This is a genomic window from Stenotrophomonas sp. (genome assembly GCF_059505245.1).
Genome location: NZ_JCACKF010000001.1, coordinates 126,920 through 147,173, shown reverse-complemented (window position 1 = coordinate 147,173; position 20,254 = coordinate 126,920). Strand labels below are relative to the sequence as shown.

Annotated in this window: 20 protein-coding genes; 11 read left to right on the top strand and 9 right to left on the bottom strand. The window is 65.1% G+C overall.

From position 1 onward, the window contains the following. Positions 1-26: 26 nt before the first annotated feature. Together AC5JLE_RS00660 and AC5JLE_RS00655 are read left to right on the top strand one after the other, a co-directional pair. The gene (locus AC5JLE_RS00660) at positions 27-971 is read left to right on the top strand and encodes a LysR substrate-binding domain-containing protein (protein WP_014646480.1); all 945 of its coding nucleotides are present in this window, start codon (positions 27-29) and stop codon (positions 969-971) included. Between the two features lie 68 nt (positions 972-1,039). Continuing rightward, complete coding sequence (locus AC5JLE_RS00655) at positions 1,040-1,333, top strand: hypothetical protein (RefSeq protein ID WP_005408721.1); 294 nt, start codon at positions 1,040-1,042, stop codon at positions 1,331-1,333. A 31-nt stretch (positions 1,334-1,364) separates the two neighbouring features. Here AC5JLE_RS00655 and AC5JLE_RS00650 read toward each other — a convergent pair whose 3' ends face one another. Then, positions 1,365-2,180 (bottom strand): DUF4349 domain-containing protein, encoded by an 816-nt coding sequence (locus AC5JLE_RS00650; protein ID WP_032956827.1) that lies wholly within the window; start codon positions 2,178-2,180, stop codon positions 1,365-1,367. Beyond that, the gene (locus AC5JLE_RS00645; protein ID WP_241884171.1) at positions 2,177-2,533 is read right to left on the bottom strand and encodes a GFA family protein; all 357 of its coding nucleotides are present in this window, start codon (positions 2,531-2,533) and stop codon (positions 2,177-2,179) included. The genes AC5JLE_RS00650 and AC5JLE_RS00645 overlap by 4 nt, the downstream gene beginning before the upstream one ends. Positions 2,534-2,645: 112 nt before the next feature. On the opposite strand from AC5JLE_RS00645, the gene AC5JLE_RS00640 reads away from it, so the two are divergent. Next, entirely contained in the window at positions 2,646-4,454 is a 1,809-nt protein-coding gene (locus AC5JLE_RS00640; RefSeq protein WP_262216656.1) for a DUF885 domain-containing protein, read from the top strand. Between the two features lie 146 nt (positions 4,455-4,600). Beyond that, the gene (locus tag AC5JLE_RS00635) at positions 4,601-5,599 is read left to right on the top strand and encodes a polysaccharide lyase (RefSeq protein WP_401733325.1); all 999 of its coding nucleotides are present in this window, start codon (positions 4,601-4,603) and stop codon (positions 5,597-5,599) included. 9 nt (positions 5,600-5,608) lie between these two features. Here the strand turns inward: AC5JLE_RS00635 and agp are convergent, their stop codons facing one another. Continuing rightward, positions 5,609-6,877: a bifunctional glucose-1-phosphatase/inositol phosphatase gene (agp, locus tag AC5JLE_RS00630; protein ID WP_241884168.1), complete on the bottom strand. Its 1,269-nt coding sequence runs from the start codon at positions 6,875-6,877 to the stop codon at positions 5,609-5,611. A gap of 502 nt (positions 6,878-7,379) precedes the next feature. Between agp and AC5JLE_RS00625 the strand changes: the two genes are divergently transcribed. From AC5JLE_RS00625 to AC5JLE_RS00610, 4 genes are all read left to right on the top strand, one after another. Then, on the top strand, positions 7,380-7,553 hold the full coding sequence (locus AC5JLE_RS00625; RefSeq protein WP_241884167.1) for a hypothetical protein: 174 nt from the start codon (positions 7,380-7,382) through the stop codon (positions 7,551-7,553). A gap of 85 nt (positions 7,554-7,638) precedes the next feature. Continuing rightward, a complete protein-coding gene (locus tag AC5JLE_RS00620; protein ID WP_241884166.1) occupies positions 7,639-8,340 on the top strand; it encodes a hypothetical protein in 702 nt (233 codons plus the stop codon). After that, positions 8,318-9,295, top strand: a complete 978-nt coding sequence (locus AC5JLE_RS00615; protein WP_241884165.1) for an LpxL/LpxP family acyltransferase — start codon at positions 8,318-8,320, stop codon at positions 9,293-9,295. Before AC5JLE_RS00620 ends, AC5JLE_RS00615 begins: the two co-directional genes overlap by 23 nt. After that, positions 9,229-10,353 (top strand): TraB/GumN family protein, encoded by a 1,125-nt coding sequence (locus AC5JLE_RS00610; protein ID WP_321210771.1) that lies wholly within the window; start codon positions 9,229-9,231, stop codon positions 10,351-10,353. Before AC5JLE_RS00615 ends, AC5JLE_RS00610 begins: the two co-directional genes overlap by 67 nt. Before the next feature lie 58 nt (positions 10,354-10,411). On the opposite strand, the gene smrA is transcribed toward AC5JLE_RS00610, so the two are convergent. Further along, complete coding sequence (gene smrA, locus AC5JLE_RS00605) at positions 10,412-12,244, bottom strand: multidrug efflux ABC transporter SmrA (RefSeq protein ID WP_496064913.1); 1,833 nt, start codon at positions 12,242-12,244, stop codon at positions 10,412-10,414. 156 nt (positions 12,245-12,400) lie between these two features. Then, on the bottom strand, positions 12,401-13,963 hold the full coding sequence (locus AC5JLE_RS00600; RefSeq protein WP_241884163.1) for a serine hydrolase: 1,563 nt from the start codon (positions 13,961-13,963) through the stop codon (positions 12,401-12,403). A 110-nt stretch (positions 13,964-14,073) separates the two neighbouring features. Between AC5JLE_RS00600 and AC5JLE_RS00595 the strand changes: the two genes are divergently transcribed. Both AC5JLE_RS00595 and AC5JLE_RS00590 read left to right on the top strand, forming a co-directional pair. Beyond that, the gene (locus AC5JLE_RS00595) at positions 14,074-14,517 is read left to right on the top strand and encodes a VOC family protein (protein WP_014646472.1); all 444 of its coding nucleotides are present in this window, start codon (positions 14,074-14,076) and stop codon (positions 14,515-14,517) included. Further along, positions 14,514-15,389 carry a DUF72 domain-containing protein gene (locus AC5JLE_RS00590; protein WP_032956808.1) on the top strand — a complete coding sequence of 292 codons (876 nt, stop codon included), beginning with the start codon at positions 14,514-14,516 and terminating at the stop codon, positions 15,387-15,389. Before AC5JLE_RS00595 ends, AC5JLE_RS00590 begins: the two co-directional genes overlap by 4 nt. On the opposite strand, the gene AC5JLE_RS00585 is transcribed toward AC5JLE_RS00590, so the two are convergent. Next, a complete protein-coding gene (locus AC5JLE_RS00585) occupies positions 15,310-15,924 on the bottom strand; it encodes a Pr6Pr family membrane protein (RefSeq protein WP_496064912.1) in 615 nt (204 codons plus the stop codon). The genes AC5JLE_RS00590 and AC5JLE_RS00585 overlap by 80 nt on opposite strands. A 79-nt stretch (positions 15,925-16,003) precedes the next feature. On the opposite strand from AC5JLE_RS00585, the gene AC5JLE_RS00580 reads away from it, so the two are divergent. Continuing rightward, the gene (locus tag AC5JLE_RS00580) at positions 16,004-16,951 is read left to right on the top strand and encodes a DMT family transporter (protein ID WP_014646470.1); all 948 of its coding nucleotides are present in this window, start codon (positions 16,004-16,006) and stop codon (positions 16,949-16,951) included. Between the two features lie 30 nt (positions 16,952-16,981). On the opposite strand, the gene AC5JLE_RS00575 is transcribed toward AC5JLE_RS00580, so the two are convergent. The 3 genes from AC5JLE_RS00575 to AC5JLE_RS00565 all read right to left on the bottom strand — a co-directional run bounded on the left by AC5JLE_RS00575 (position 16,982) and on the right by AC5JLE_RS00565 (position 20,222). Further along, positions 16,982-18,142 carry an AAA family ATPase gene (locus AC5JLE_RS00575; RefSeq protein ID WP_241884161.1) on the bottom strand — a complete coding sequence of 387 codons (1,161 nt, stop codon included), beginning with the start codon at positions 18,140-18,142 and terminating at the stop codon, positions 16,982-16,984. Between the two features lie 142 nt (positions 18,143-18,284). Further along, complete coding sequence (locus AC5JLE_RS00570; RefSeq protein ID WP_496064911.1) at positions 18,285-19,355, bottom strand: sensor domain-containing diguanylate cyclase; 1,071 nt, start codon at positions 19,353-19,355, stop codon at positions 18,285-18,287. Between the two features lie 144 nt (positions 19,356-19,499). Continuing rightward, the gene (locus AC5JLE_RS00565) at positions 19,500-20,222 is read right to left on the bottom strand and encodes a pseudouridine synthase (protein WP_014646467.1); all 723 of its coding nucleotides are present in this window, start codon (positions 20,220-20,222) and stop codon (positions 19,500-19,502) included. Positions 20,223-20,254: the final 32 nt, after the last annotated feature.

The following is a 20,254-nucleotide window of genomic DNA, read 5'->3' as shown; positions in this document are numbered from 1 at the left end:
GCCACAAATATGGTTTGAGGCTCGACATGCAGCTACGCCCTTCCCTGCTCCCCGCACTGGCCGTGTTCGCGGTCGCCGCGCGCCACCAGAACTTCGCCCAGGCCGCGCAGGAGCTGCACCTGACCGCCAGCGCGGTCAGCCACCATGTGCGCCGGCTGGAAGAAGTGCTGGAAGTACGCCTGTTCCTGCGCCACGCCCGCGGCGTGCGCCTGACCGCCGAGGGCCGGCAACTGGCCGACGCCGCCAGCGCCGCCTTCACCGATGTTGCGGCCGTCGCCCATCACCTGCAGCCGGATGCCGACAGCGTGCCGTTGCGGATCACCACGCTGCGCTCGCTCTCCTACTGCTGGCTGCTGCCACGGCTGCCGCGCTTCACCCAGGCCCATCCGCACATCCGCATCGAGCTGCACACCGGCAGCGGCCTGGATCGCTACGACGACAATGGGCCGGAAGTCGGCATCCGCTACGGTCTGGGCCAGTGGCCGGGCCTGCGTGCGCAGCACCTGATGGACGACTACCTGTTCCCGGTGGCCTCGCCGGCGCTGGCCGGGGTCGAAGCACTGGTCGATCCGGCGCGCATCGCCGACCTGCCGCTGCTGACCGACCTGTCGCCGCAGGGCTGGCGCGACTGGTTCCGTCATGCCGGCGTGCGCCCGCCCTCGCCGCTGCCGCCGATGCACACCTTCGCCGACAGCACCGATGCGATGCGTGCAGCGGTGTACGGCATGGGCGCGGTGCTGGCACGTACCCACATCGCGCAGCCCTACCTGCAGCGCTACGAGGTGGTACGCCTGCCCGGCCCGGCGCTGAAGGCGCGCTATGCGTATCACGTGGTGCACGCCGAAGGACAACCGCCGAGCCCGGCCGCACGCCTGTTCATCGACTGGTTGCTGGAGCAGGCGCAGGACGAACGCACGCCGATTCCCGCATTGCCGGACAGCCTGCTCGGACGCCCGGCCACACGCGCCTGACTGCGCCCTCACCCGTTCTTTGCCCGGCGCTGGCTAGGCTGCAGGCAACTCCACAACGTACCTACGCCATGGCCATGCTGCGACTGCGCATCACCGGAACCGAAGACGACGCCCGCGCCATCAGCGACCTGCTGCTCGGCCTGGAGGGCATCGAACATGTCGAGGAAACCGACGACCTGATGCCGCACATGGACGACGACGATTCCAGTTCGGCCGGGCTGTCCGATGACATCGGCCCGGGCATCCACGAGCTGGAAGTGGAAGTCGGCAATGAAAGCACCGCGCAGAAGGTGCGCGACGCGGTGCAGGAACTGGCGCTGGAGCTGGATGTGTTCGTCGAGTACGAGACCGACGAGGGCTGACGCCGGCTCCCTGCCGGCATCAGCCGTCACCTCAGCGGGTGGGCGGCAGCGTGCGACGGCGGCGACGCCACCACGCCCGCACACCCCAGGCCACGACCAGGGCCAGCACACCCACCGGCAGCAACGCGGCGACGGCGCGGATCAGGAACGCAATGCTGCCGCTGAGGATGCTGCCCGACTCGCTCAGCGCCTCGCCGATCTCGCTGCGGCTGCGCTGGCCCGAGGTGGTGTCGAAGTGGATCGTCACCAGCTGGGTATCGATGCGCCGACGCTGCTGTGCGGCATCCTTGTTGGCCTGCTCGACGCCTGCTTCGATCTCCGACAGCCGCGTGGTGATCGCCATCAGGTCCTCGATCTTCAGGTCCTTGCGGTCCTGGTAGGACAACAGCCGCGCGTGTTCCTTCTCCAGCCGGGACTTGGTCAGCGCGGTGTCCGCTACTTCCTGCGCGAGGTCCTCCGCGCGCGTGTTGCGCGACTGCAGCGTGCCGCCCTCACCGGCCATCGCGATCAGCGGCTCGGTGCCCTTCGGCGCGATGCGCACCTTCACTTCACCGCTGGGCTGCTCGCCGCCGCGCTGGTCGACCTGCAACACTGCACAGTCGCCGAACTTCGCGCTCTGGCAGGCCTGGGCGATCTGCTGGATGCGCGGTGCGATCTGCGCCGCCTCCAGCTGCACCTGCACGTCATGTTCGTAGGCCAGGAATGCGCCTTCCGGCGAAGCAACAGCGGCATCGGCCGCGGTCGCGCCCGCCTCTGCAGCGCGCTCACCGTTCTTGGCGCAGGCTGCCAGTGCCAACAGCAGCACCGGCACTGCCAGCGTGCGCGTCCACGCGCACAGCGGCCTCACAGCGCGGCTCCGTTGTAGGAGGTCACCGAAAGACCGGCCAGATCGACCTGCGGCACGCAGCGAACGTTCACCGCCACCATCGGTGTGCCGGTACGCGGATCGACCGCTTCGCTGTAGGGGGCGATACCGCATTGGCGGCAGTGGTGGTGGTCGATATGCGCCTTGTTGAAGTGGTAGGTGGCAACGTCAGCCGGATCGGTGGCCAGCTGGAACGCCTCGCGCGGGGCGAACCACAGCAGGCTGCCGCGACGGCGGCACATCGAGCAGTTGCAGTCGATGACGTCGCTGATCGGCGCCTCGGCCTGTACGGTGAATGCGATCCTGCCGCAATGGCAGCTTCCCTGGTATTCCATGTCCTGCGCTCCTTTGGAGGGTCCTTGAAACCGTCCATGGTAATCCTATGGCACGGGGACAAAGCAGCGACGGGGCCCTATGCTCAGGGTTTGACCCCGTACAGGAATGCCGATGCGCCCGCATCTTCTTGCCCTCGCCCTGGTCGCTGCGCTGGCCGGTTGCCAGCCTGCCGACGCCCCGACCAACGCTTCCACCCCGGGCACCAGCCAGCAGGCCGGTGACGCGGCGGTCGATGCCGCCTTCGCCGATCTGTCCAAGCGCGCCCTGGACACCTGGATGCAGCTGTCGCCGGTCAGCGCCACCCAGATCGGTGACCACCGCTACGACAGCGAACTGGACGACCTGAGCGCCGCTGGCCAGCAGAAGACCGTGGCCGCCTACAAGGCGCTGCTGGGCGAGCTGGACAAGATCGAGGTGGCCAAGCTGGGCCGCGAGAACCAGGTGGACGCGGCGATCCTGCGCAACCAGCTGCAGTCGGAAATCTGGAACGCCGAAGTGCTCCAGTCCGGCAAGTGGGACCCGCAGCTGTACAACGGCATCGCCGGCAGCGCGATCTATGGCCTGATGGCCCGCGAGTTCGCGCCGCTGCCGGAGCGCCTGAAGTCGGCGACCGCGCGCATGGAAAAGCTGCCGGCGATCTTCGCCCAGGCACGCGAGAACCTGGATCCGGCCCGCGTTCCGAAGATCCATGCCGAGACGGTGGCCAAGCAGAACAAGGGCATCCTCAGCATCGTCGATACCTTCATCACCCCGCACATCGGCGAACTGCCGCAGGCCGACCAGCAGCGCCTGCAGGCCGCCATCGACGGCCTGAAGAAGGCCGTGGACGAGCAGCAGACCTGGCTGGACAAGACCCTGGTGCCGAACGCCAAGGGCGACTTCCGCATTGGTGCGGAAAAGTACGACCAGAAGCTGAAGTTCGCGCTGAGCTCCTCGCTGTCGCGCCGGGAGATCGGTGAGCGTGCACGCGCCGAACTCAAGCGCGTGCGCGAGGACATGTACGGCATCGCGCAGACCGTACTGAAGGACAAGCCGGGTGCGCCGGAGATGCCGGCCCAGCCGACCGACGAGCAGCAGCAGAAGGCGATCGAGGCCGCACTGGAACTGGCCTACGCCGACAAGCCGGCGCGCGACAAGGTGGTCGATGATGCCAAGGCCGCGCTGGAGCAGTCCACCGCGTTCGTGCGCGAGCACGACCTGGTGACCCTGCCCGATGCGCCGGTGGACATCATCCTGATGCCGGAATTCCAGCGTGGCGTGGCCGTGGCCTACTGCGATTCTCCGGGCCCGCTGGACAAGAACCTGAAGACCTTCTACGCCGTGTCGCCGATTCCGGACGACTGGAACGAGAAGCAGGTCGACTCTTTCCTGCGTGAATACAACTCGCGCATGATCCACCTGCTGAGCATCCACGAAGGCACCCCGGGCCATTACCTGGAAGGCTGGCACTCGGCCAAGTTCCCCTCCACCCTGCGTGCGGTGCTGCGTTCGGGCCTGTTCGCCGAAGGCTGGGCGGTCTACACCGAGCGCATGATGCAGGAGCAGGGCTACCTCGACAACGACCCGCTGTTCCACCTGGTGCAGCTGAAGTTCTACCTGCGCACGATCTCCAACGCGATCCTCGACCAGGGCGTGCACGTGGACAACTGGGATCGCGAGAAGGCGATGCACCTGATGACCCACGACGCGTTCCAGCAGGAAAGCGAAGCGGCCGGCAAGTGGGTGCGCGCGCAGCTGACCTCGGCGCAGCTGCCGACCTACTTCGTGGGTGCGCAGGAACACTTCGACACCCGCAAGGCGGTGCAGGAAAAGCTGGGCGACAAGTTCAACCTGAAGGCGTACCACGACCAGGTACTGTCCTACGGCGCACCGCCGGTGCGTTTCGCACGCCAGCTGATGCTGGACCAGCCGATCGAGTGATCGGGGTGGTGTAAGTTGGAAACGGAACGGCCCGGGCAAACCCGGGCCGATCTGTTTGTGGGGGATCGCCAGGCCATCTCCGCATCACATGCCGGCAACATGGCCAGGCGCATCGTTCGCCGGATTCCCCGTTCCGCCGGTTTCCAATGTCTCTCCCCTTGCTTCGCCTCGCCCTGCTGCCCACGCTGCTGGCCAGTACGGGTGCCTTCGCTGCCTGCACCCCGCCGCCGCCCGGCCAGCCGGACATCCGTGCCCTGGGCTACTACACCGACAAGGCCGGTTCGGTGATCGACCCGGTACTGCACCAGCAGAACAAGGACGCCACCGCGCCGCTGGACCGCTATGCCGCCGATGTGGCGCGCATGAGCGATGACTACCTGCGCACCGGTGACCGGGCGGCGGCGCAATGCACACTGGCCTGGCTGGGTGCGTGGGCCGACGACGGCGCCATGCTCGGGCAGATGATCCGGGTCAACAACAACCAGTCGTTCTACATGCGGCAGTGGATGCTCGATGCGGTAGCGATGGCCTACCTGAAGGTGCACGACCAGGCAGATGCCCGGCAGCGCGCGCGCATCGATCCGTGGTTGCAGAGGCTGGCCCGGGCCAACCTGGCGTACTGGAACAATCCGAAACGGCGCCGCAACAACCACTACTACTGGGGCGGTCTGGGCGTGCTGGCCACCGGACTGGCCACCGACGACGATGCCCTGTGGCAAGCCGGCCACGCCGCCTTCCAGAAGGGCGTCGATGACATCCAGGACGATGGCAGCCTGCCGCTGGAGATGGCGCGCGGGCAACGCGCCCTGCACTACCACGACTACGCATTGGCGCCGCTGGTGATGATGGCCGAGCTGGCACGGCTGCGCGGCCAGGACTGGTACGCCAGCAGGGATCGCGCCATTGACCGCCTTGCCCGCCGCGTCATCGAAGGCAGCAAGGACCCTGCATGGTTCAACGAACACACCGGCGTTGCACAGCTGCCCCTGCAGGCCAGCGGCTGGGTCGAGTTCTACCGCTTGCGCTCACCCGATGGCGGCCTGTTCGATGCCGCGCATGCACGCGGACCGTTCCGTTCCCCACGGCTGGGCGGCGACCTTACGTTGATGGCTGCGCAGGGCATCGTGCGCACGCCGCCGCGATAGCCCCCTGTTTCAGCGACGGGCCCGCTGTAGCAGCTGCTGGAACTGCGCACGGCTGCAGCCCTGCCGGTCACAGCCCGGCAAGGGCAGTGCGACGCGTCCCGGCGGCTGCGCCTCGGTCAGCGGCACGGCATCGCGCAGCTGCGCGGTGGTCGGATAGACGTAGGCCAGGCGGAACCGCTCGCCACCGCCCTGGCGGTCGCGCCAACGCTCGAACTGCAGCAGGCCACCGATCGGCGTCTTCTCGAACTGGCCTGGCAGGCTGTAGTCACCGATTCCTATCGCCGCCAGCACCGAACCGATATTGGAATCATGGCCGACCAGCAGGGTCACCTTCGGCGACGCCGGATCACCGAACGACGCATCCACGCGCGCCAACAGCGGAGCGGCCACGTCACGCGCCACCGCGGGTGTTCCGAACAGGATGTCCTGGTAGCGGTTGCGGATCTGCGCCAACGCCATCCATTGGCCTTCCGTGTTCAAGCGGCCCCAACCTTCGCGCGGAACGCCACTTCCCTGGTAATGCTCCATCAGCAGGGCATCGACCAGACCGCTGGCCAGTGCCAGTGAACCCGAAGCGCGTGGCTCCTTGCCCGGCTCCGCATTGAAGGTCGTGTCGCCCAGCACCAGATGACAGTCGCTGCGCCCCGTACAGGCCGCCGACTGCGGGTAACGGGTGATTTCCTCCACCACGGACAGTGCGGGTGCCAGATCCGATGCTGTCAGCGCCTGCTGCATTGCCGCCAGCGCGCGCTTGCGGAATGCCGCGTCATCGTTGTGGATCACCGGGTCGAACAGCGGATCCATCGTCCCCAGCGCCATGCGCTGTTCGACCGCAACATGGCAGCCCGGAAACGCACCGGCAATGAAGAACTGCGCGGTGGCCTGGGTACGCTGCAGGCTGTTGGCATGGGCGTGGAAGTCAGCCGGCTGCGGGCAACCCGACGCCGGCAACAATTGCGCCTGGCGCAGCCACTGGCCGATGTAGCGCCCCATGTAGACTTCCAGCACGCCGCCCTTGGTGGTCAGCTCGCCGGGGCATACGTCCCAGCGTGGCCAGCGCTCCGGCGTGGCATGGGCAAGGGCGCCCGACGCCACCACCGGCGCGCGCAGGTTGTGGCGGCTGAGCAGGACGACCTGCTCGAGCTGGTCATTACCTACACCGTCCGCCGCTCCACTCGCTGCCATGCCCGGTGCAGCCATGACCAGCATCATCACCAGCGGTAGACGACGCAATAGGCGGAAATACATCGCGGTGACCTGGAACGGATGAGCCTGCATTATCCACTGCTCCGGTGCGAAGGGTATCGCAGATCCGGCGGATGCATCCCTGCATTGTGCACCTCCATGGCGATGTCCAGCCGCTCGGCAGCGCCACCAAGCGGCAGTCTCAAGAGAGTCGAACTGTTCCGGCTTCAACCGCACGCGGAGGTCTTTTGTCGTGACAAGCCCACCGTGCCCCCAAGTATCTGGGCGCACCAGGTTCCAGCACCTCCAACTACTTCCGATCGCAAGCATCACCAAACGTTGCGCGAATCTGACGATTACACGCCATGCCCCGCCTCTACCTGTGTCCAGATCGCCCTCCGGCATTGATCAATCAACGGGTTCGAAACGTCGAGCGGCAGATCATCTGCTTGGCCCACACGAAGTTCCGAGTGAAAGTCCTACGGCACAGGACTGCGGTTACCGACAGCCAAGTGCCACGCGTACGGCACATGCTTGATGTCGACCGAGAAATAGCTCCCGGTCTTCCACTTATCTTCGATAAAGGAACTACGTCATGAATGTATCCGCCACCCTCTCGGATCCGAAAACCGTCGCAACGTGGATGAAATTCTCCGGCGCAAACGCAAACGCGCTGGACACCATCTTTGAAGCCGAATTTGATGACATCAAAGTTGCGGCATTCAGCAGCGACTGCTGCGGGTCCAACAATTACGAAGATCCGCGATAAGGAAGGTGATGGCACACGGCTCGTACGTGTGCCATCAACCCAACCTGCCGGATTCAGGCTCAAGATCACACACAACTGAAATAAAATGAGCACCAGAGCATTAACACCCCAGCAGCCCAATATCCCATGCGATGCGATATTCCCGTACCCAACAGATATCACATCGTCGACCGCCATCATTGTGGCGACGACCCGCTCCAGCATCGACCGTGCCATTGACCTATCAAACAGAGGAATGGTCACCGGGATCATTGGTGCTGACTCGGCATACTCGATAGCCCCATCCGAGGCTCTTCACAAGCTGGAGCGCAAACCGGGACGCCACATCATCGTTGTGTTCAGCGACCAACTTACATCCAGCGTTGACGCGCCGGTCCTGACATCACGCCAAGGTCAGCAGCGCTTCCTATCCTTGGTCGAGGCGATTCTGAACAACCTTCACGGATTTCGCCTCATTGCATGCACGCATGAAGGCCCAATATCGTTACCTCCCGGTTCCCCTCTTGTTTCCGTGCTGCGCGTCCTTTCGGACCATCTGGATGCCAATCGCCGAATAGGCAGCAACTGGCTCGCAGAAGCAGCACAGAGCCAGCGGCGGCCGGGCACACGACTTTCCGAAAGCAGAATCCGCCAGCGCGTTTTCCATTCCGCCATGATGCACATGTACTGGAAGCATCCAGACTTCAATCCCATGAAATTTGACCAGATCCACGGGGAACTGAAGAGTTTTTACCGTGCATCGGAACCACGAAAGGAACCCGGCGATGCGCAACAGCCAGGCCTGTGAGATTGATCAGTACGCCCCGATTGTGACCATTCGACACGATATCCAGACAGAGCAGCAGCTTGGCCTGCATCTCTCCGACAGCGAAAGGATTGCTATCCACTCGGCATGCAGAATGAGCGGACTCGATCTGGACTCATACTATCGATGGTATCAACAGAAAAGCACAATCAGCTCCCAACTGGCACAGCTTGACCGCAATTCACTTCTCGAAGCCATCCGTTGCATTGATCGCTCCGACTATTCGTCAATCAATGAAAGGCTCCCGAGCGACAGAGGAGTTGTGATCGCACTTCCGCATCATGGCCACTACATCCTGTCTGCCATCCGCCTGATGGAGAGCATTCGCCACCATCGTGATGTTTACATCTTCTACGGTGATCCAACTAACCACTCCGGCAACGAGCTATTCGACGATCTCTATCGACGACTGTTCGATCGCGCCGGATGTCGCGCTGGCATTGTCCACTCGAATGCAAAAGGAATCGCTACAGCACTTCGCGCCCTGAAGAACGGGGCAGCTGTCATCATGATGCCCGACGTTCACCGCCTACGCGAAGAAGCCTTTTGTATTCCATTTCTTGGCCACCGCCTGGACGTCATGCTAGGCACCGCCGCTATGGCGCGAAGAACCGGGAGTTGCATCCTGCCGGTTGTATCCCTCGTTGACCACGATTTTCAGGCAACCGCTGTTCTCGGAGAACTGATCAATCCGAGCCACACGCCAGCGCCTGTTCCATCAGACGTTTCTGACTACTGGACCACATTGGAGATTTTCCGCTTTCTAGAACGCGAGATGGGTCCTCAGATCATCTATTGGCAGTACATCCGACAGCATCTCCTGCAGAGATCGAGGTTCCCGCACTTTCACCCCGACACAGTTGATGCGGCATGGAGCATGTTTTCGAAAGACCAGCGAACCCATCCGCGTCCCATGTTCACAGCATGCCTGGATTGAACATGGATAGACTACGCACCTCGTCAATCGGATTGATAGGCCTTGTTCTCATTGCGCTTTCTCCCGCCGATGGATACGCCAGAGATCAAGAAGAACCCAGCATTACTCCCCTTCGCACCGTCCATGCGACCCCTCCAAGGCCAGGGCCACGCATCTGGAAGTTCACGAAGGGATATTCAACCGTGCTGGTCCTGGGCACGGTTCAACCTCTCAGGAAGGGCCTATTCATAGATACCCGCAGCGTGGAGGCCGCAATTTCAGCATCCGACGTGGTTCTAAGCCCGCCAGGGGTGACAATCGAACACGATGGCGGATTTTTTGGCGGCCTCTTGCTGTGGCCCTCCATCCGCAAACTCAAGTTCCTCGACGGCGACAGAACGCTGCGTGACGCACTTACGGGCGCCGAGTATGCGAGATGGAACGAGCTCAAGCATCGCTATAATCTGCGCGACACCAGCATTGAGAGAATGCGCCCGATGTACGCGGCCTGGAAGGCTCATGACACCGCACTGAGGGCCAGCGAAATCAGGACCGGCAGCCATCTTTCCAAGGCTATCCTCCAGACAGCCCGAAGGCACCGGAAGCCTATCGTCGACGCTCGCTTCTCTGTGCCGGTAAAGGCCGCCAAACAGACGATTCAGAATTTCCACATTGATCCTGCGCTCGACCGCAGGTGTTTCGCAGATGCCACTTCAAGCCTGCAGCCTTGGCTCGATCGAGTCGACGAAATCGGTCGTGCATGGGCGGATGGAGACATTGAAGCAGACGTACTTCTGCACGCTCCATCATCACCCTCTCGGTGTTGGGTCCGCCTGACCAATGATGCAGTCGCCAACACGATGAACCTGAACCTTGATGTCGAGAGCCGAACTCACTGGCTCGAAGCGCTTCGCTCCACCACTTCCCGCCACAACATCGTTTTCACCACCCTGCCATTGGAGGACCTTCTCCATTCAAAAGGCATGGCCGCCGCGCTTATGGAAGAGGGATACACTTCCGATGCTAGAGCAATCGCTGGCGATCAACCATTTCCAAGCTATCCGACCAGCGTGAACTGATGTTCGGCCAGACCCATGGAAGTGGACTGTGACACGTCGCGATACACACCCCTGGGGATTACTGCTCCGCAGCCACGAATCCCCCGGTCTGTCGCGCCCACAAGCGCGCGTACAGACCACCGGCGGCGATCAGTTCGGCGTGGCTGCCGGTCTCGACGATGCGGCCCTGGTCCATCACCACCAGCCGGTCCATGCGTGCGATGGTCGACAGCCGGTGCGCGATCGCGATCACCGTCTTGCCGCCCATCAGCTCATCCAGGCTGTCCTGGATCGCCGCTTCCACTTCCGAGTCCAGCGCCGAGGTCGCTTCGTCCAGCACCAGGATCGGGGCATCCTTCAGCAGCACGCGGGCAATGGCGATGCGCTGGCGCTGGCCACCTGACAGCTTCACGCCACGCTCGCCGACATGTGCGTCGTAACCACGACGCCCCTGCCCATCCACCAGCGTGTCGATGAAGGCTTCGACACGCGCCTTGGCCACCGCAGCGCGCAACTGCTCATCGGTCGCGTCCGGGCGGCCGTACAGCAGGTTGTCGCGGATCGAGCGATGCAGCAGCGAGGTGTCCTGGGTGACCACGCCGATCTGCTGGCGCAGACTTTCCTGAGTGACGTAGGCAATGTCCTGGTCGTCGATCAGGATGCGGCCGCTTTCCAGGTCGTACAGGCGCAGCAGCACGTTGACCAGGGTCGACTTGCCGGCACCGGAAGGACCCACCAGGCCGATCTTCTCGCCCGGCTTCACCACCAGGTCCAGGCCTGCGATCACGCCACCCTTCTTGCCATAGTGGAAGTGGATGTCCTGGAAGTGCACGCCACCGCGGGTCACCTGCAACGGCACCGCGTCCTCGCGGTCCTGCACGGTCAGCGGCTGGGCGATGGTGGTGATGCCGTCCTGCACCGTACCGATGTCCTCGAAGATGCCATTGATGGTCCACATGATCCAGCCGGACATGTTGTGGATGCGGATCACCAGGCCGGTCGCCAGCGTGATCGCACCGACGGTGATGTGGCCGCCATTCCACAACCACAGCGCGAGCCCGCAGGTACCGGCAATCAGGAAACCGTTGACGATGGCGATGGTCAGGTCCATGCCGGTGGTCACCCGGGTCTGCGCGCGGTGCTTGACCGCCAGTTCCTGGATCGATTCGGCCACATAGGCCTGCTCGCGCCCGCCATGGGCGAACAGCTTCAACGTGGGAATGTTGGTGTAGCCATCGACGATGCGGCCCATCGCCTTGGAACGCGCTTCGGACGCAATCCAGGCCCGTTCCTTCGCGCGCGGCACGAAGTAGACCATGATCACCGCATAGGCCAGCAGCCACAGGATCAGCGGCACCATCAGCCGCCAGTCCGCCTGCGCGAACAGGTACAGCGCGGTGCCGGTGTAGACCACGATGTACCAGAGCGAGTCGACCATCTGCACCGCCGACTCGCGCAGCGAGGTACCGGTCTGCATCACCCGGTTGGCGACGCTGCCGGCGAAGTCATTCTGGAAGAAGCTCAGGCTCTGCCGCACCACGTAGTTGTGCATCAGCCAGCGCGAGCGGTTGCTCAGGCCGGGCACGATCGCCTGGTTGACCAGCAGGTTGTGAAGGCCGACCAGGATCGGCCGCGCGATGACCGTGATGAACAGCATCCAGCCCAGTTCATTGGCATGGCGCTTGAAGAAATCGGCCCCCGGTTGCTCGGCGACCATGTCGACGATGCGGCCCAGGTAATCGAACATCGCCACTTCCACCAGCGCCAGCAGCAGGCCGGCGATCAGGGTCGCCAGCAGCACCGGCCACACCGGGCGCAGGTAGTGCAGGTAGAACGGCAGCACCTTGCGCGGTGGCATGCGCCCATCCACGGGCGGGAACACCGGGATCAGGGATTCAAACCAACGGAACATCGCACTCCCTCGCCTCTTGCAAGCGGCGAAGTATCCCACGCCGGATGTGTACGCCAGCCGATGATCGCCGCCGCTCCGGTAGTGCCGGCCGCTGGCCGACAACCTGGCGGCATTTCGGAAGATCATGAGGTTACCGGCCAGCGGCCGGCACTACCTTCATTCGTTGACCGGGGTGAACAGCAGGTCCTGGAAATCGAAGCTGAAATCAGTCAGGTCGGAGATCGACTGCATGCGCACCTCACGCACCTTGCCGTCCGGGTCCAGGCTGAAGTTCACGAACGCATCGGCGTTGAGCGAGCGGTCATCCCAGCGCACGATGAAGGTGTCGTGCTGCCAGTGCTCCAGGCGGCCGCTCAGCTGCGCGGTCTTCATGAAGCGCAGGCGCAGGCCCTTGTCCGCGGCACTGACCTGCATGTCGCCATACCAGCGGTCGCGGAAGGTGCCGGTGTAGCCGGCCAGCGGCAGCGACGGCCTGCTGCCCTTGTCGCGCGCGCTCTGATGCTTGGCCCAGGCCTCGTCGGCCTTGTCCTGGCCCTTGGCCACGGCCTTGGCATAGGCGTCCACCCAGTCGTGCTTGTCGCCGCCCAGATAGGCATCAAGCACGCTCAGGGTGATCGCGTTGAACGCCGCGCCCACTTCCTGGTTGGTCAGCACCACCACGCCCAGCTTCTCGCCCGGCACCAGGGTCAAGCGCGAGACCATGCCCGGCCAGCCACCGGTGTGCCAGACCAGTTTCCGGCCGCGATAGTCACTCAGGCTCCAGCCTTCGCCATAGCCGGCAAAGTTGGCCCGTGCCGGTGCCAGCTCCGGCACGCTCGGCGCCGGGATCGACTGCGGGGTGATCATCCGCCACATCTGCTGCTGGCTCTTTTCGCTGAACAGCGCAGTGCCGTCGGCCAGCTTGCCTTCGGCCAGCTGCACCTGCATCCAGCGCGCCATGTCGTGCGCACTGGAATAAATGCCACCGGCGCCGGCATTGTTCGACCAGGTCAGCGGTGCGACGGTGCGCAGGTCCTTGAAATCGTACTTGGCGTGGCCGACCGCCGCCGTGTCACCCGGCTTCAGGTGATCGGCGTTGTAGCGCGTGCCGGCCATGCCCACCTTGTCGAAGATGCGGGTCTGCAGGAACTGCTGGTAGCTCACGCCCGAGACGTGCTCGATCACCTGCTGGGCGACCGCGTACAGGATGTTGTCGTAGGCATAGCTTTCGCGGAAGCCGCCCTTCAGCGGCACCTTGCCCAGCCGCTGCACCACTTCGGCGTTGCTGTAGGACGTGGTTGGCCAGAACAGCAGGTCACCGGCGCCCAGGCTCAGGCCGCTGCGATGCGACAGCAGGTCGCGGATCGTCATCTGCCCGGTCACGAACGGGTCGGACATGCGGAACGACGGCAGGTGGTCGATCACCTTGTCGTCCATCTTCAACTTGCCCTCTTCCGCCAGCAGGTTCAGCGAGGTGGCCGTGAACGCCTTGGTGTTGGACGCAATGGCAAACAGCGTATCGGCCTGCACCGGTTCCGGCTTGCCCTGCTCGCGCACACCCCAGCCGCGCTCCAGCACCACCTCGCCATCCTTGACCACCGCTACGGCAATGCCGGGCACGTCGAACTGCGTGCGCACGCGCTCGACGGTCGCATCCAGGTCCTGCAGCGGCGGCGGGGTCGCCGCGCTCGCCATGGTCGTGCACGCCAGCAGCACGGCTCCTCCGATCCAGGGTTTCATCCAGCACGATCTCCGAACAGGGGTGGCGGCCATGTGCAGGCCGTCACCGGGGTTTCGCGGGATGGTAACGTCCGGCGGCGCATCCTGCCCTGTGCCATAGGAGGGGTGTCATGGGCGAGAACGGCCAACCCAGCAGCGGCTCCACGATCATTCCGTGCCTGCGCTATCGCGACGCGCAGGCCGCCATTGACTGGCTGCAGCGCGCCTTCGGCTTCCATGCCCAGGCCGTCTACGCCGATGGCGATACGGTCTTCCATGCGCAGCTCACCTTCGGCAGCGGCATGATCATGCTGGGCTCGGCCAGCAACCAGAGTGCGTGGAGCAAACACGCTGCCCTGCCTGACGAGGTCGGCGGACGCCAGACCCAGAGCGCCTGCGTGATCGTCACCGATGCCGATGCGCACTACGCGCGGGCCAAGGCCGCCGGTGCCCGCATCGTCATCGACATCGCCGACCAAGACTATGGCGGACGCGGCTACGCCTGCGCCGACCCGGAAGGCTACCTGTGGTGGTTCGGCAGCTACGACCCGTGGCGCACGGACCACGGCCAGTGACCACGGCCGGCCGGCAGGCAGAGATCCGCTGCGGCATCGGCGGCTGGGTGTTTCCCGAATGGCGCGGCGGTGTGTTCTATCCAGCAGGCCTGCCGCAGCGGGAAGAACTGGCCCACGCCAGCCGCGCCCTGCGCTGCATCGAGATCAACGGCACGTTCTACCGCACGCCAACTGCGGCCCAGTGCGCGCAATGGGCTGCGCAGACACCCGACGGTTTCCGCTTCTCGATGAAGGCGCCGCGCTACCTGGTGCAGCGACGCGACCTGTCCAGCACCGTGGAAGCGGCCACACCGTTCCTGCAGGCGGCACTGGCGCTCGGTGACCGGCTCGGCCCATTGCTGTGGCAGTTCGATCCGCGCCACCCGGCCGACGCCGATGCACTGGAGGCGCTGATGGCACAGCTGCCTAAGCAGCTGGACGGGGTGCCGCTGCAGCATGCGCTGGAGGTCCGCAACGCCGAGGCACATGGCCCGGCACTGGTCGACGCCGCCCGCCGCCATGGCGTGGCGCTGGTGATCGAGGACAGCGACGAGGCGCCATTGCACGGTGATGTCAGTGCCGGCTTCGTCTATGCGCGGATCAAGCGCAGCCAGGCCCGCTTGAACGAGGGCCTGCCGGCGCCCGTGCAGCAACGCTGGGCCGAACGCGCACGCCGCTGGTCACGCGGTGAACCCGTGGATGACCTGCCCTGCCTGGCCGGGCCCGCTGCGGAGGCCCCGCGCGAGGTCTACCTGCTGTGCATCGGCGCAGGCAAAGCGCGCAACCCGGCGGCAGCGATGGCCCTGCAGCGCCTCATCGACAGCGCCAGCGGTCCAGCCCCCACAGCAGGGTCCACACCACCACGAACACGCTCGCAACGCGCAGCACGTTGAGCAGGAACGCCGCCAGCCCCAGGCGTTGCAGTTCGAGGAACGGATACGGCGCCTGTCCTGTCACTTCGGCGACCAGCATCGCCCAGCCCAGGTACACCAGCGGTACCAGCAGCACCCCGCCCAGTGCGCGCCAGCGCAGCGCGCCATGCGGCAGCAGCCACCACCACCCCAGCAGGTACAGCGCCGGCACAGCGTAGTGCAGGCCGGCATCGACCCACCATTGCAGCCCGGTGGGTTGCCACAGCCCCTGCAACGCCAGCACGTAGATGCACGCGGTCACCCCGATGCACAACGCGATCACCGCGGCGACAGTCGCGTTCAGCACACCCGCACGGATCAGCCGGACGCATCCCAGGCACACCGCCAGGTTGCTGAGAATCGTGAAGTAACCAACGAAGCGCAGCGTCGCCATGCCGACCCCGGCAGCCGCCCCGGGGCCATGCAGCAGCAACAGGTATTGCAGCAGCAACGAGGTGGCCGCCATCAGTGCAGTCAGCGCTGCCCATGCACGCTGGGCGGAACGGTTGGCAGCCATTGCGGGGTTCCCCTGGCGAGTTTCCGCGAGCATGCCACAGGCATCGCCGGCGGCCGTGCGATTGCCGCACAATAGGCGGATGAGCACACCCGACACCCGCAAAGCGTTGTGGCAGATTCACTTCTGTGTCCTGCTGTGGGGCGTCACCGCCATCCTCGGCAAGCTGATCACCCTGCCCGCACTGCCGCTGGTGTGGTGGCGCATGCTGCTGGTGACGGCGATGCTGGCGCTGCTGCCGCGGGTCTGGCGTGGACTGCGTACGCTGCCAGTGCGGCTGGTGGCCGGTTATGCCGGCATCGGCGCCCTGGTCGCCCTGCACTGGCTGACGTTCTACGGTGCGGTAAAGCTGGCCAATGCGTCGGTGGCCGCCACCTGCATCGCGCTGGCGCCGGTGTTCACCTCGATCATCGAACCGTGGGTGGCCAAGCGGCCATTCCAGCTGCGTGAACTGGCGTTCGGCCTGGCGGTGCTGCCGGGTGTCGCGCTGGTGGTCGGTGGCGTGCCCGACGGCATGCGCCTGGGTGTGCTGATCGGCGCGATCTCGGCGCTGCTGGTGGCAGTGTTCGGCTCGCTCAACAAGCGCATGGTCAGCCACGCAGATCCGCTCACGGTCACCGCGCTGGAGCTGGGTGCGGGCACCCTCACCCTGACCCTGCTGGCGCCGCTGATGCCCTACCTGCTGCCTGCGCTGGCCAGCCCGTTGTGGGTGGTCCCGGACCTGCACGACGGCATCCTGCTGCTGGTGCTGGCCGGGTTCTGCACGCTGCTGCCGTTTGCCCTGGCCCTGGTCGCACTGCGCCACCTGAGCGCCTACACGGTGCAGCTGGTGACCAACCTGGAGCCGGTCTATGCGGTGGTGCTGGCGGTGGTGCTGCTGCGCGAGCAGCACGAAGTCACCCCGTGGTTCTACCTGGGCGTGGCGATCATCGTCGGCGCGGTGTTCCTGCATCCGCTGCTGAACCGCCGCAAGCCGGTGCAGCATCCGGAGATTCTTGGCACGGCCGAGGCGCGCAACATCGCCGATTGAGTGCATCCACGCATGGCGTGGATGGCCGCATCAACGCTGCGGCCAATGCCAGGCCGGCGCATCCAGCAGGCCCTGCCCGCTCAACAGCGTGCGGCCCTGTTCCTTGTACAGATGCAGCGAATGGCACCCTGGCGCCTGTTCCAGCGCCGCGATCAGCCGGCTGGCATGTGACACCACCCATACCTGGCTGCGCGCACTGGCTGCGATGATCAGCCGCGCCAGCGCCGGCAGCAGGTCCGGATGCAGGCTGGTCTCCGGCTCGTTGAGCACCAGCAGCGGCGGTGGACGCGGCGTGTGCAGCGCAGCGGCCAGCAGCAGGAAGCGCAACGTGCCGTCGGACAGTTCGGCCATCGACAAGGGCCGCAGCAGCCCAGGCTGGTGGAAACGCAGCGCCAAGCGTCCATCCAGCTCCTCGAAGCCGACCGTGGCGCCCGGGAATGCATCGTCGACGCTGCGTGCCAACGCCACCGGGTCACCGATCTCGAGGATGGTGACCCAGGCCGCAGCCAGATCCCGGCCGTCGTGATGCAGCACCGACGTGCGCGTGGCCATCGCCGGTTGCCGCGCCGGGGCATCGGCATCGCTGCGGAAATGGTCGTAGAAGCGCCAGCAACGGATGTACTCACGCAGCGTGATCGTTTCGGGCATGCGCTGCGGGTCGCCGACCTGGGTGAACAGACTGTCGAACAGCGACAACCTGTCATCCACCAGATCCCAACCGCGCGCATGGCGCTGCCGCACCATCGCTCCATGACGGTCGACCAGCAGGTTGGCGCTGCGCAGGAACGGGCCGGCCCAGATCGCCTCGGCCTTGATCTGCGGGTCCAGTGCGAAGACCGATCGACTGGGCGGCGGGTAGCCCAGATCGATGGCGTAGCCGAATTCGTCAGTGGCGAAGCCCAGCTTCAATCCCACCGATTCCTGGCGTGGGCCGCCCTGCAGGGGGATTTCGCCGGCCGCAACCCGACGGTCCATCTTTTCCGGACCCGCCCACAGCGCCGAGCCCAGCCCGCCTTCGCGGGCCAGCACCGCCGCGACGCCGCCCTGCGCGGTCTCGGCCAGCAGGCGCAGGGCACGGTACAGGCTGGACTTGCCACTGCCGTTGTCACCGGTCACCACGTTCAACTGCTGCAACGGCAGTACGAGCCCGTGCAGCGAACGATAGTGGGCGATGGCCAGGGTCTGCAGCATGGTCGGCGTCCGGGGAACCAGGGGATCATGCTGCCCGGTTCTGATCGCAGGAGCTGCGACGCGATGTGAATCGGTGACAGCATCCACGCGTCGCGTTGATCTACTGGAGCGGCATCCGTTTACCGCGCGGGTGGCAGATGCTTCAGCCGGCCACTTCCACCCGGTTGCGGCCATTGCCCTTGGCCCGGTACAGCGCCTTGTCGGCACGTGCCAGCGTGTCATCCACGCTTTCACCGGGCTGGTGCTGGGCCACTCCAATACTGATCGTGACCGGGAATCCCAGCGGCAGATCAGCCACGGCCAGGCGCAGGAACTCGCACTGCAGTTCGGCGGTGCGCAGGTCGGTAGCCGGCATCACCGCCACGAATTCCTCGCCGCCATAGCGCGCGGCCATGCCGCGACCGGCGAAATGCGAACGCAGCAGCACGCCCAGTTCGGCCAGCACGCGGTCACTGGTGGCGTGACCTTGGAAATCATTGATGTGCTTGAAATGGTCGATGTCCAGCAGCGCGACGCAGGCCACCCCGGGCTGGTCTCCGTTCACCGCCACCGCCTCTTCCAGCGCTGCCGCCATCGCACGGCGGTTCGGCAGGCCGGTCAACGCGTCGGTGCGGCTCTGTTCGGCCAGGTCGGCATTCTGCGCGAGCAGTACGTCCTGGTACTCAGACAGCAGTCGCTCGTAGTCATCGCGCTCCAGCATGTGTTTCTGGATGTCGAGCGCGAAGCGGCGCAGTTCCATCACCAGCATCACCTGCCGCGACAGCGCCGCCAGCGCTGCAGCCTTGTCGCTGGCCAGGTGCTGTGGCTGCGCATCGAATACGCACAGCGTGCCCAGCGGCAGGCCATCGGAGCTGATCAGCGGCGCGCCCGCATAGAAGCGGATGTGCGGATCGCCCACCACCACCGGATTGTCGTGGAAGCGGATGTCCTGCAGCGCGTCCTCGACCACCATGACCTGCTGCGGTTGCAGGATCGCGTGGCCGCACATCGATTCGCTGCGCAGGTTTTCTGCCGCATCGATGCCCTGGATCGACTTGAACCATTGCCGCTCGACGTCGATCAGGGTCACCGCCGCCATCGAGGTGCCGCAGACCGCCTTGGCGATCACCACCAGGTCGTCGAAGGATTTTTCACGCTCCGAATCGAGGATACGGTAGCGGTACAGCGCCTCAAGCCGAAGGGCTTCATTGGCAGGCTTGTCGGGCTTGATCATGCAGCGTCACGTTCCGGCAGGTCACCGCGAAGTCTAGCTGATGCCGGTGCGTAATCCGCACAACGGGTAGTGCCGGCCGCTGGCCGGCATCCCACGCTCATTGGATGCCTGGTGCAGCCGGCCAGCGGCCGGCACTACCGCGCGTTACCAGTCCAGCTGCCTCGGCAGCAGGCCCTGCAGCTCCTGCTCGGTCAGGTTGCGCCACTGGCCCGGCTTCAGCGCACCGATCTTGATGTTGTCGATGCGCACGCGACGCAACTGGGTCACCCGATAGCCGAACTCGGCCGCCATCAGGCGGATCTGTCGGTTCAGGCCCTGCTGCAGGGTGATGCGGAAACCGAACTTGGCGATGCGCGAGGTCTTGCACGGCAGCGTCATCTGGTCGTGGATGCGAACGCCACGGGCCATGCCACGCAGGAACTCGTCGGTGACCGGCTTGTTCACCGCCACCAGGTACTCCTTCTGGTGGCCGTTCTCGGCGCGCAGGATCTGGTTGACGATGTCGCCGTTGCTGGTCATCAGGATCAGGCCTTCGGACTCCTTGTCCAGGCGGCCGATCGGGAAGATGCGCTGTTCATGGCCGACGAAGTCGACGATGTTGCCCTTGACCGAGGTCTCGGTCGTGCAGGTGACGCCGACCGGCTTGTTCAGCGCGATGTAGACATGGCGGCGGGCACCGGGCTTGCGGGCCACGCGCGCGCGCAGCGGCTGGCCGTCGACCAGCACCTGGTCTTCCTCGCCCACCACCGCGCCGGTGCCGGCCGGATGGCCGTTGACGGTGACCCGGCGGGCGGCGATCAGGCGATCGGCCTCGCGGCGGGAGCAGAAGCCGGTGTCGGCGATATGTTTGTTGAGTCGGGTGGTCATCGCCCTATTATCCGGCATCCCCGCCCGCTGCG

Bases quoted from the DNA above. Each gene is read 5' to 3' on its own strand.
- AC5JLE_RS00600 (WP_241884163.1), bottom strand. From the start codon at position 13,963: ATGAAACCCTGGATCGGAGGAGCCGTGCTGCTGGCGTGCACGACCATG.
- AC5JLE_RS00610 (WP_321210771.1), top strand. From the start codon at position 9,229: ATGGAGCATGTTTTCGAAAGACCAGCGAACCCATCCGCGTCCCATGTT.
- AC5JLE_RS00645 (WP_241884171.1), bottom strand. From the start codon at position 2,533: ATGGAATACCAGGGAAGCTGCCATTGCGGCAGGATCGCATTCACCGTA.
- AC5JLE_RS00595 (WP_014646472.1), top strand. From the start codon at position 14,074: ATGGGCGAGAACGGCCAACCCAGCAGCGGCTCCACGATCATTCCGTGC.
- smrA (WP_496064913.1), bottom strand. From the start codon at position 12,244: ATGTTCCGTTGGTTTGAATCCCTGATCCCGGTGTTCCCGCCCGTGGAT.
- AC5JLE_RS00655 (WP_005408721.1), top strand. From the start codon at position 1,040: ATGGCCATGCTGCGACTGCGCATCACCGGAACCGAAGACGACGCCCGC.
- AC5JLE_RS00585 (WP_496064912.1), bottom strand. From the start codon at position 15,924: ATGGCTGCCAACCGTTCCGCCCAGCGTGCATGGGCAGCGCTGACTGCA.
- AC5JLE_RS00640 (WP_262216656.1), top strand. From the start codon at position 2,646: ATGCGCCCGCATCTTCTTGCCCTCGCCCTGGTCGCTGCGCTGGCCGGT.
- AC5JLE_RS00575 (WP_241884161.1), bottom strand. From the start codon at position 18,142: ATGCTGCAGACCCTGGCCATCGCCCACTATCGTTCGCTGCACGGGCTC.
- AC5JLE_RS00570 (WP_496064911.1), bottom strand. From the start codon at position 19,355: ATGATCAAGCCCGACAAGCCTGCCAATGAAGCCCTTCGGCTTGAGGCG.
- AC5JLE_RS00565 (WP_014646467.1), bottom strand. From the start codon at position 20,222: ATGACCACCCGACTCAACAAACATATCGCCGACACCGGCTTCTGCTCC.
- AC5JLE_RS00615 (WP_241884165.1), top strand. From the start codon at position 8,318: ATGCGCAACAGCCAGGCCTGTGAGATTGATCAGTACGCCCCGATTGTG.
- AC5JLE_RS00620 (WP_241884166.1), top strand. From the start codon at position 7,639: ATGAGCACCAGAGCATTAACACCCCAGCAGCCCAATATCCCATGCGAT.
- agp (WP_241884168.1), bottom strand. From the start codon at position 6,877: ATGCAGGCTCATCCGTTCCAGGTCACCGCGATGTATTTCCGCCTATTG.
- AC5JLE_RS00660 (WP_014646480.1), top strand. From the start codon at position 27: ATGCAGCTACGCCCTTCCCTGCTCCCCGCACTGGCCGTGTTCGCGGTC.
- AC5JLE_RS00635 (WP_401733325.1), top strand. From the start codon at position 4,601: ATGTCTCTCCCCTTGCTTCGCCTCGCCCTGCTGCCCACGCTGCTGGCC.
- AC5JLE_RS00580 (WP_014646470.1), top strand. From the start codon at position 16,004: ATGAGCACACCCGACACCCGCAAAGCGTTGTGGCAGATTCACTTCTGT.
- AC5JLE_RS00625 (WP_241884167.1), top strand. From the start codon at position 7,380: ATGAATGTATCCGCCACCCTCTCGGATCCGAAAACCGTCGCAACGTGG.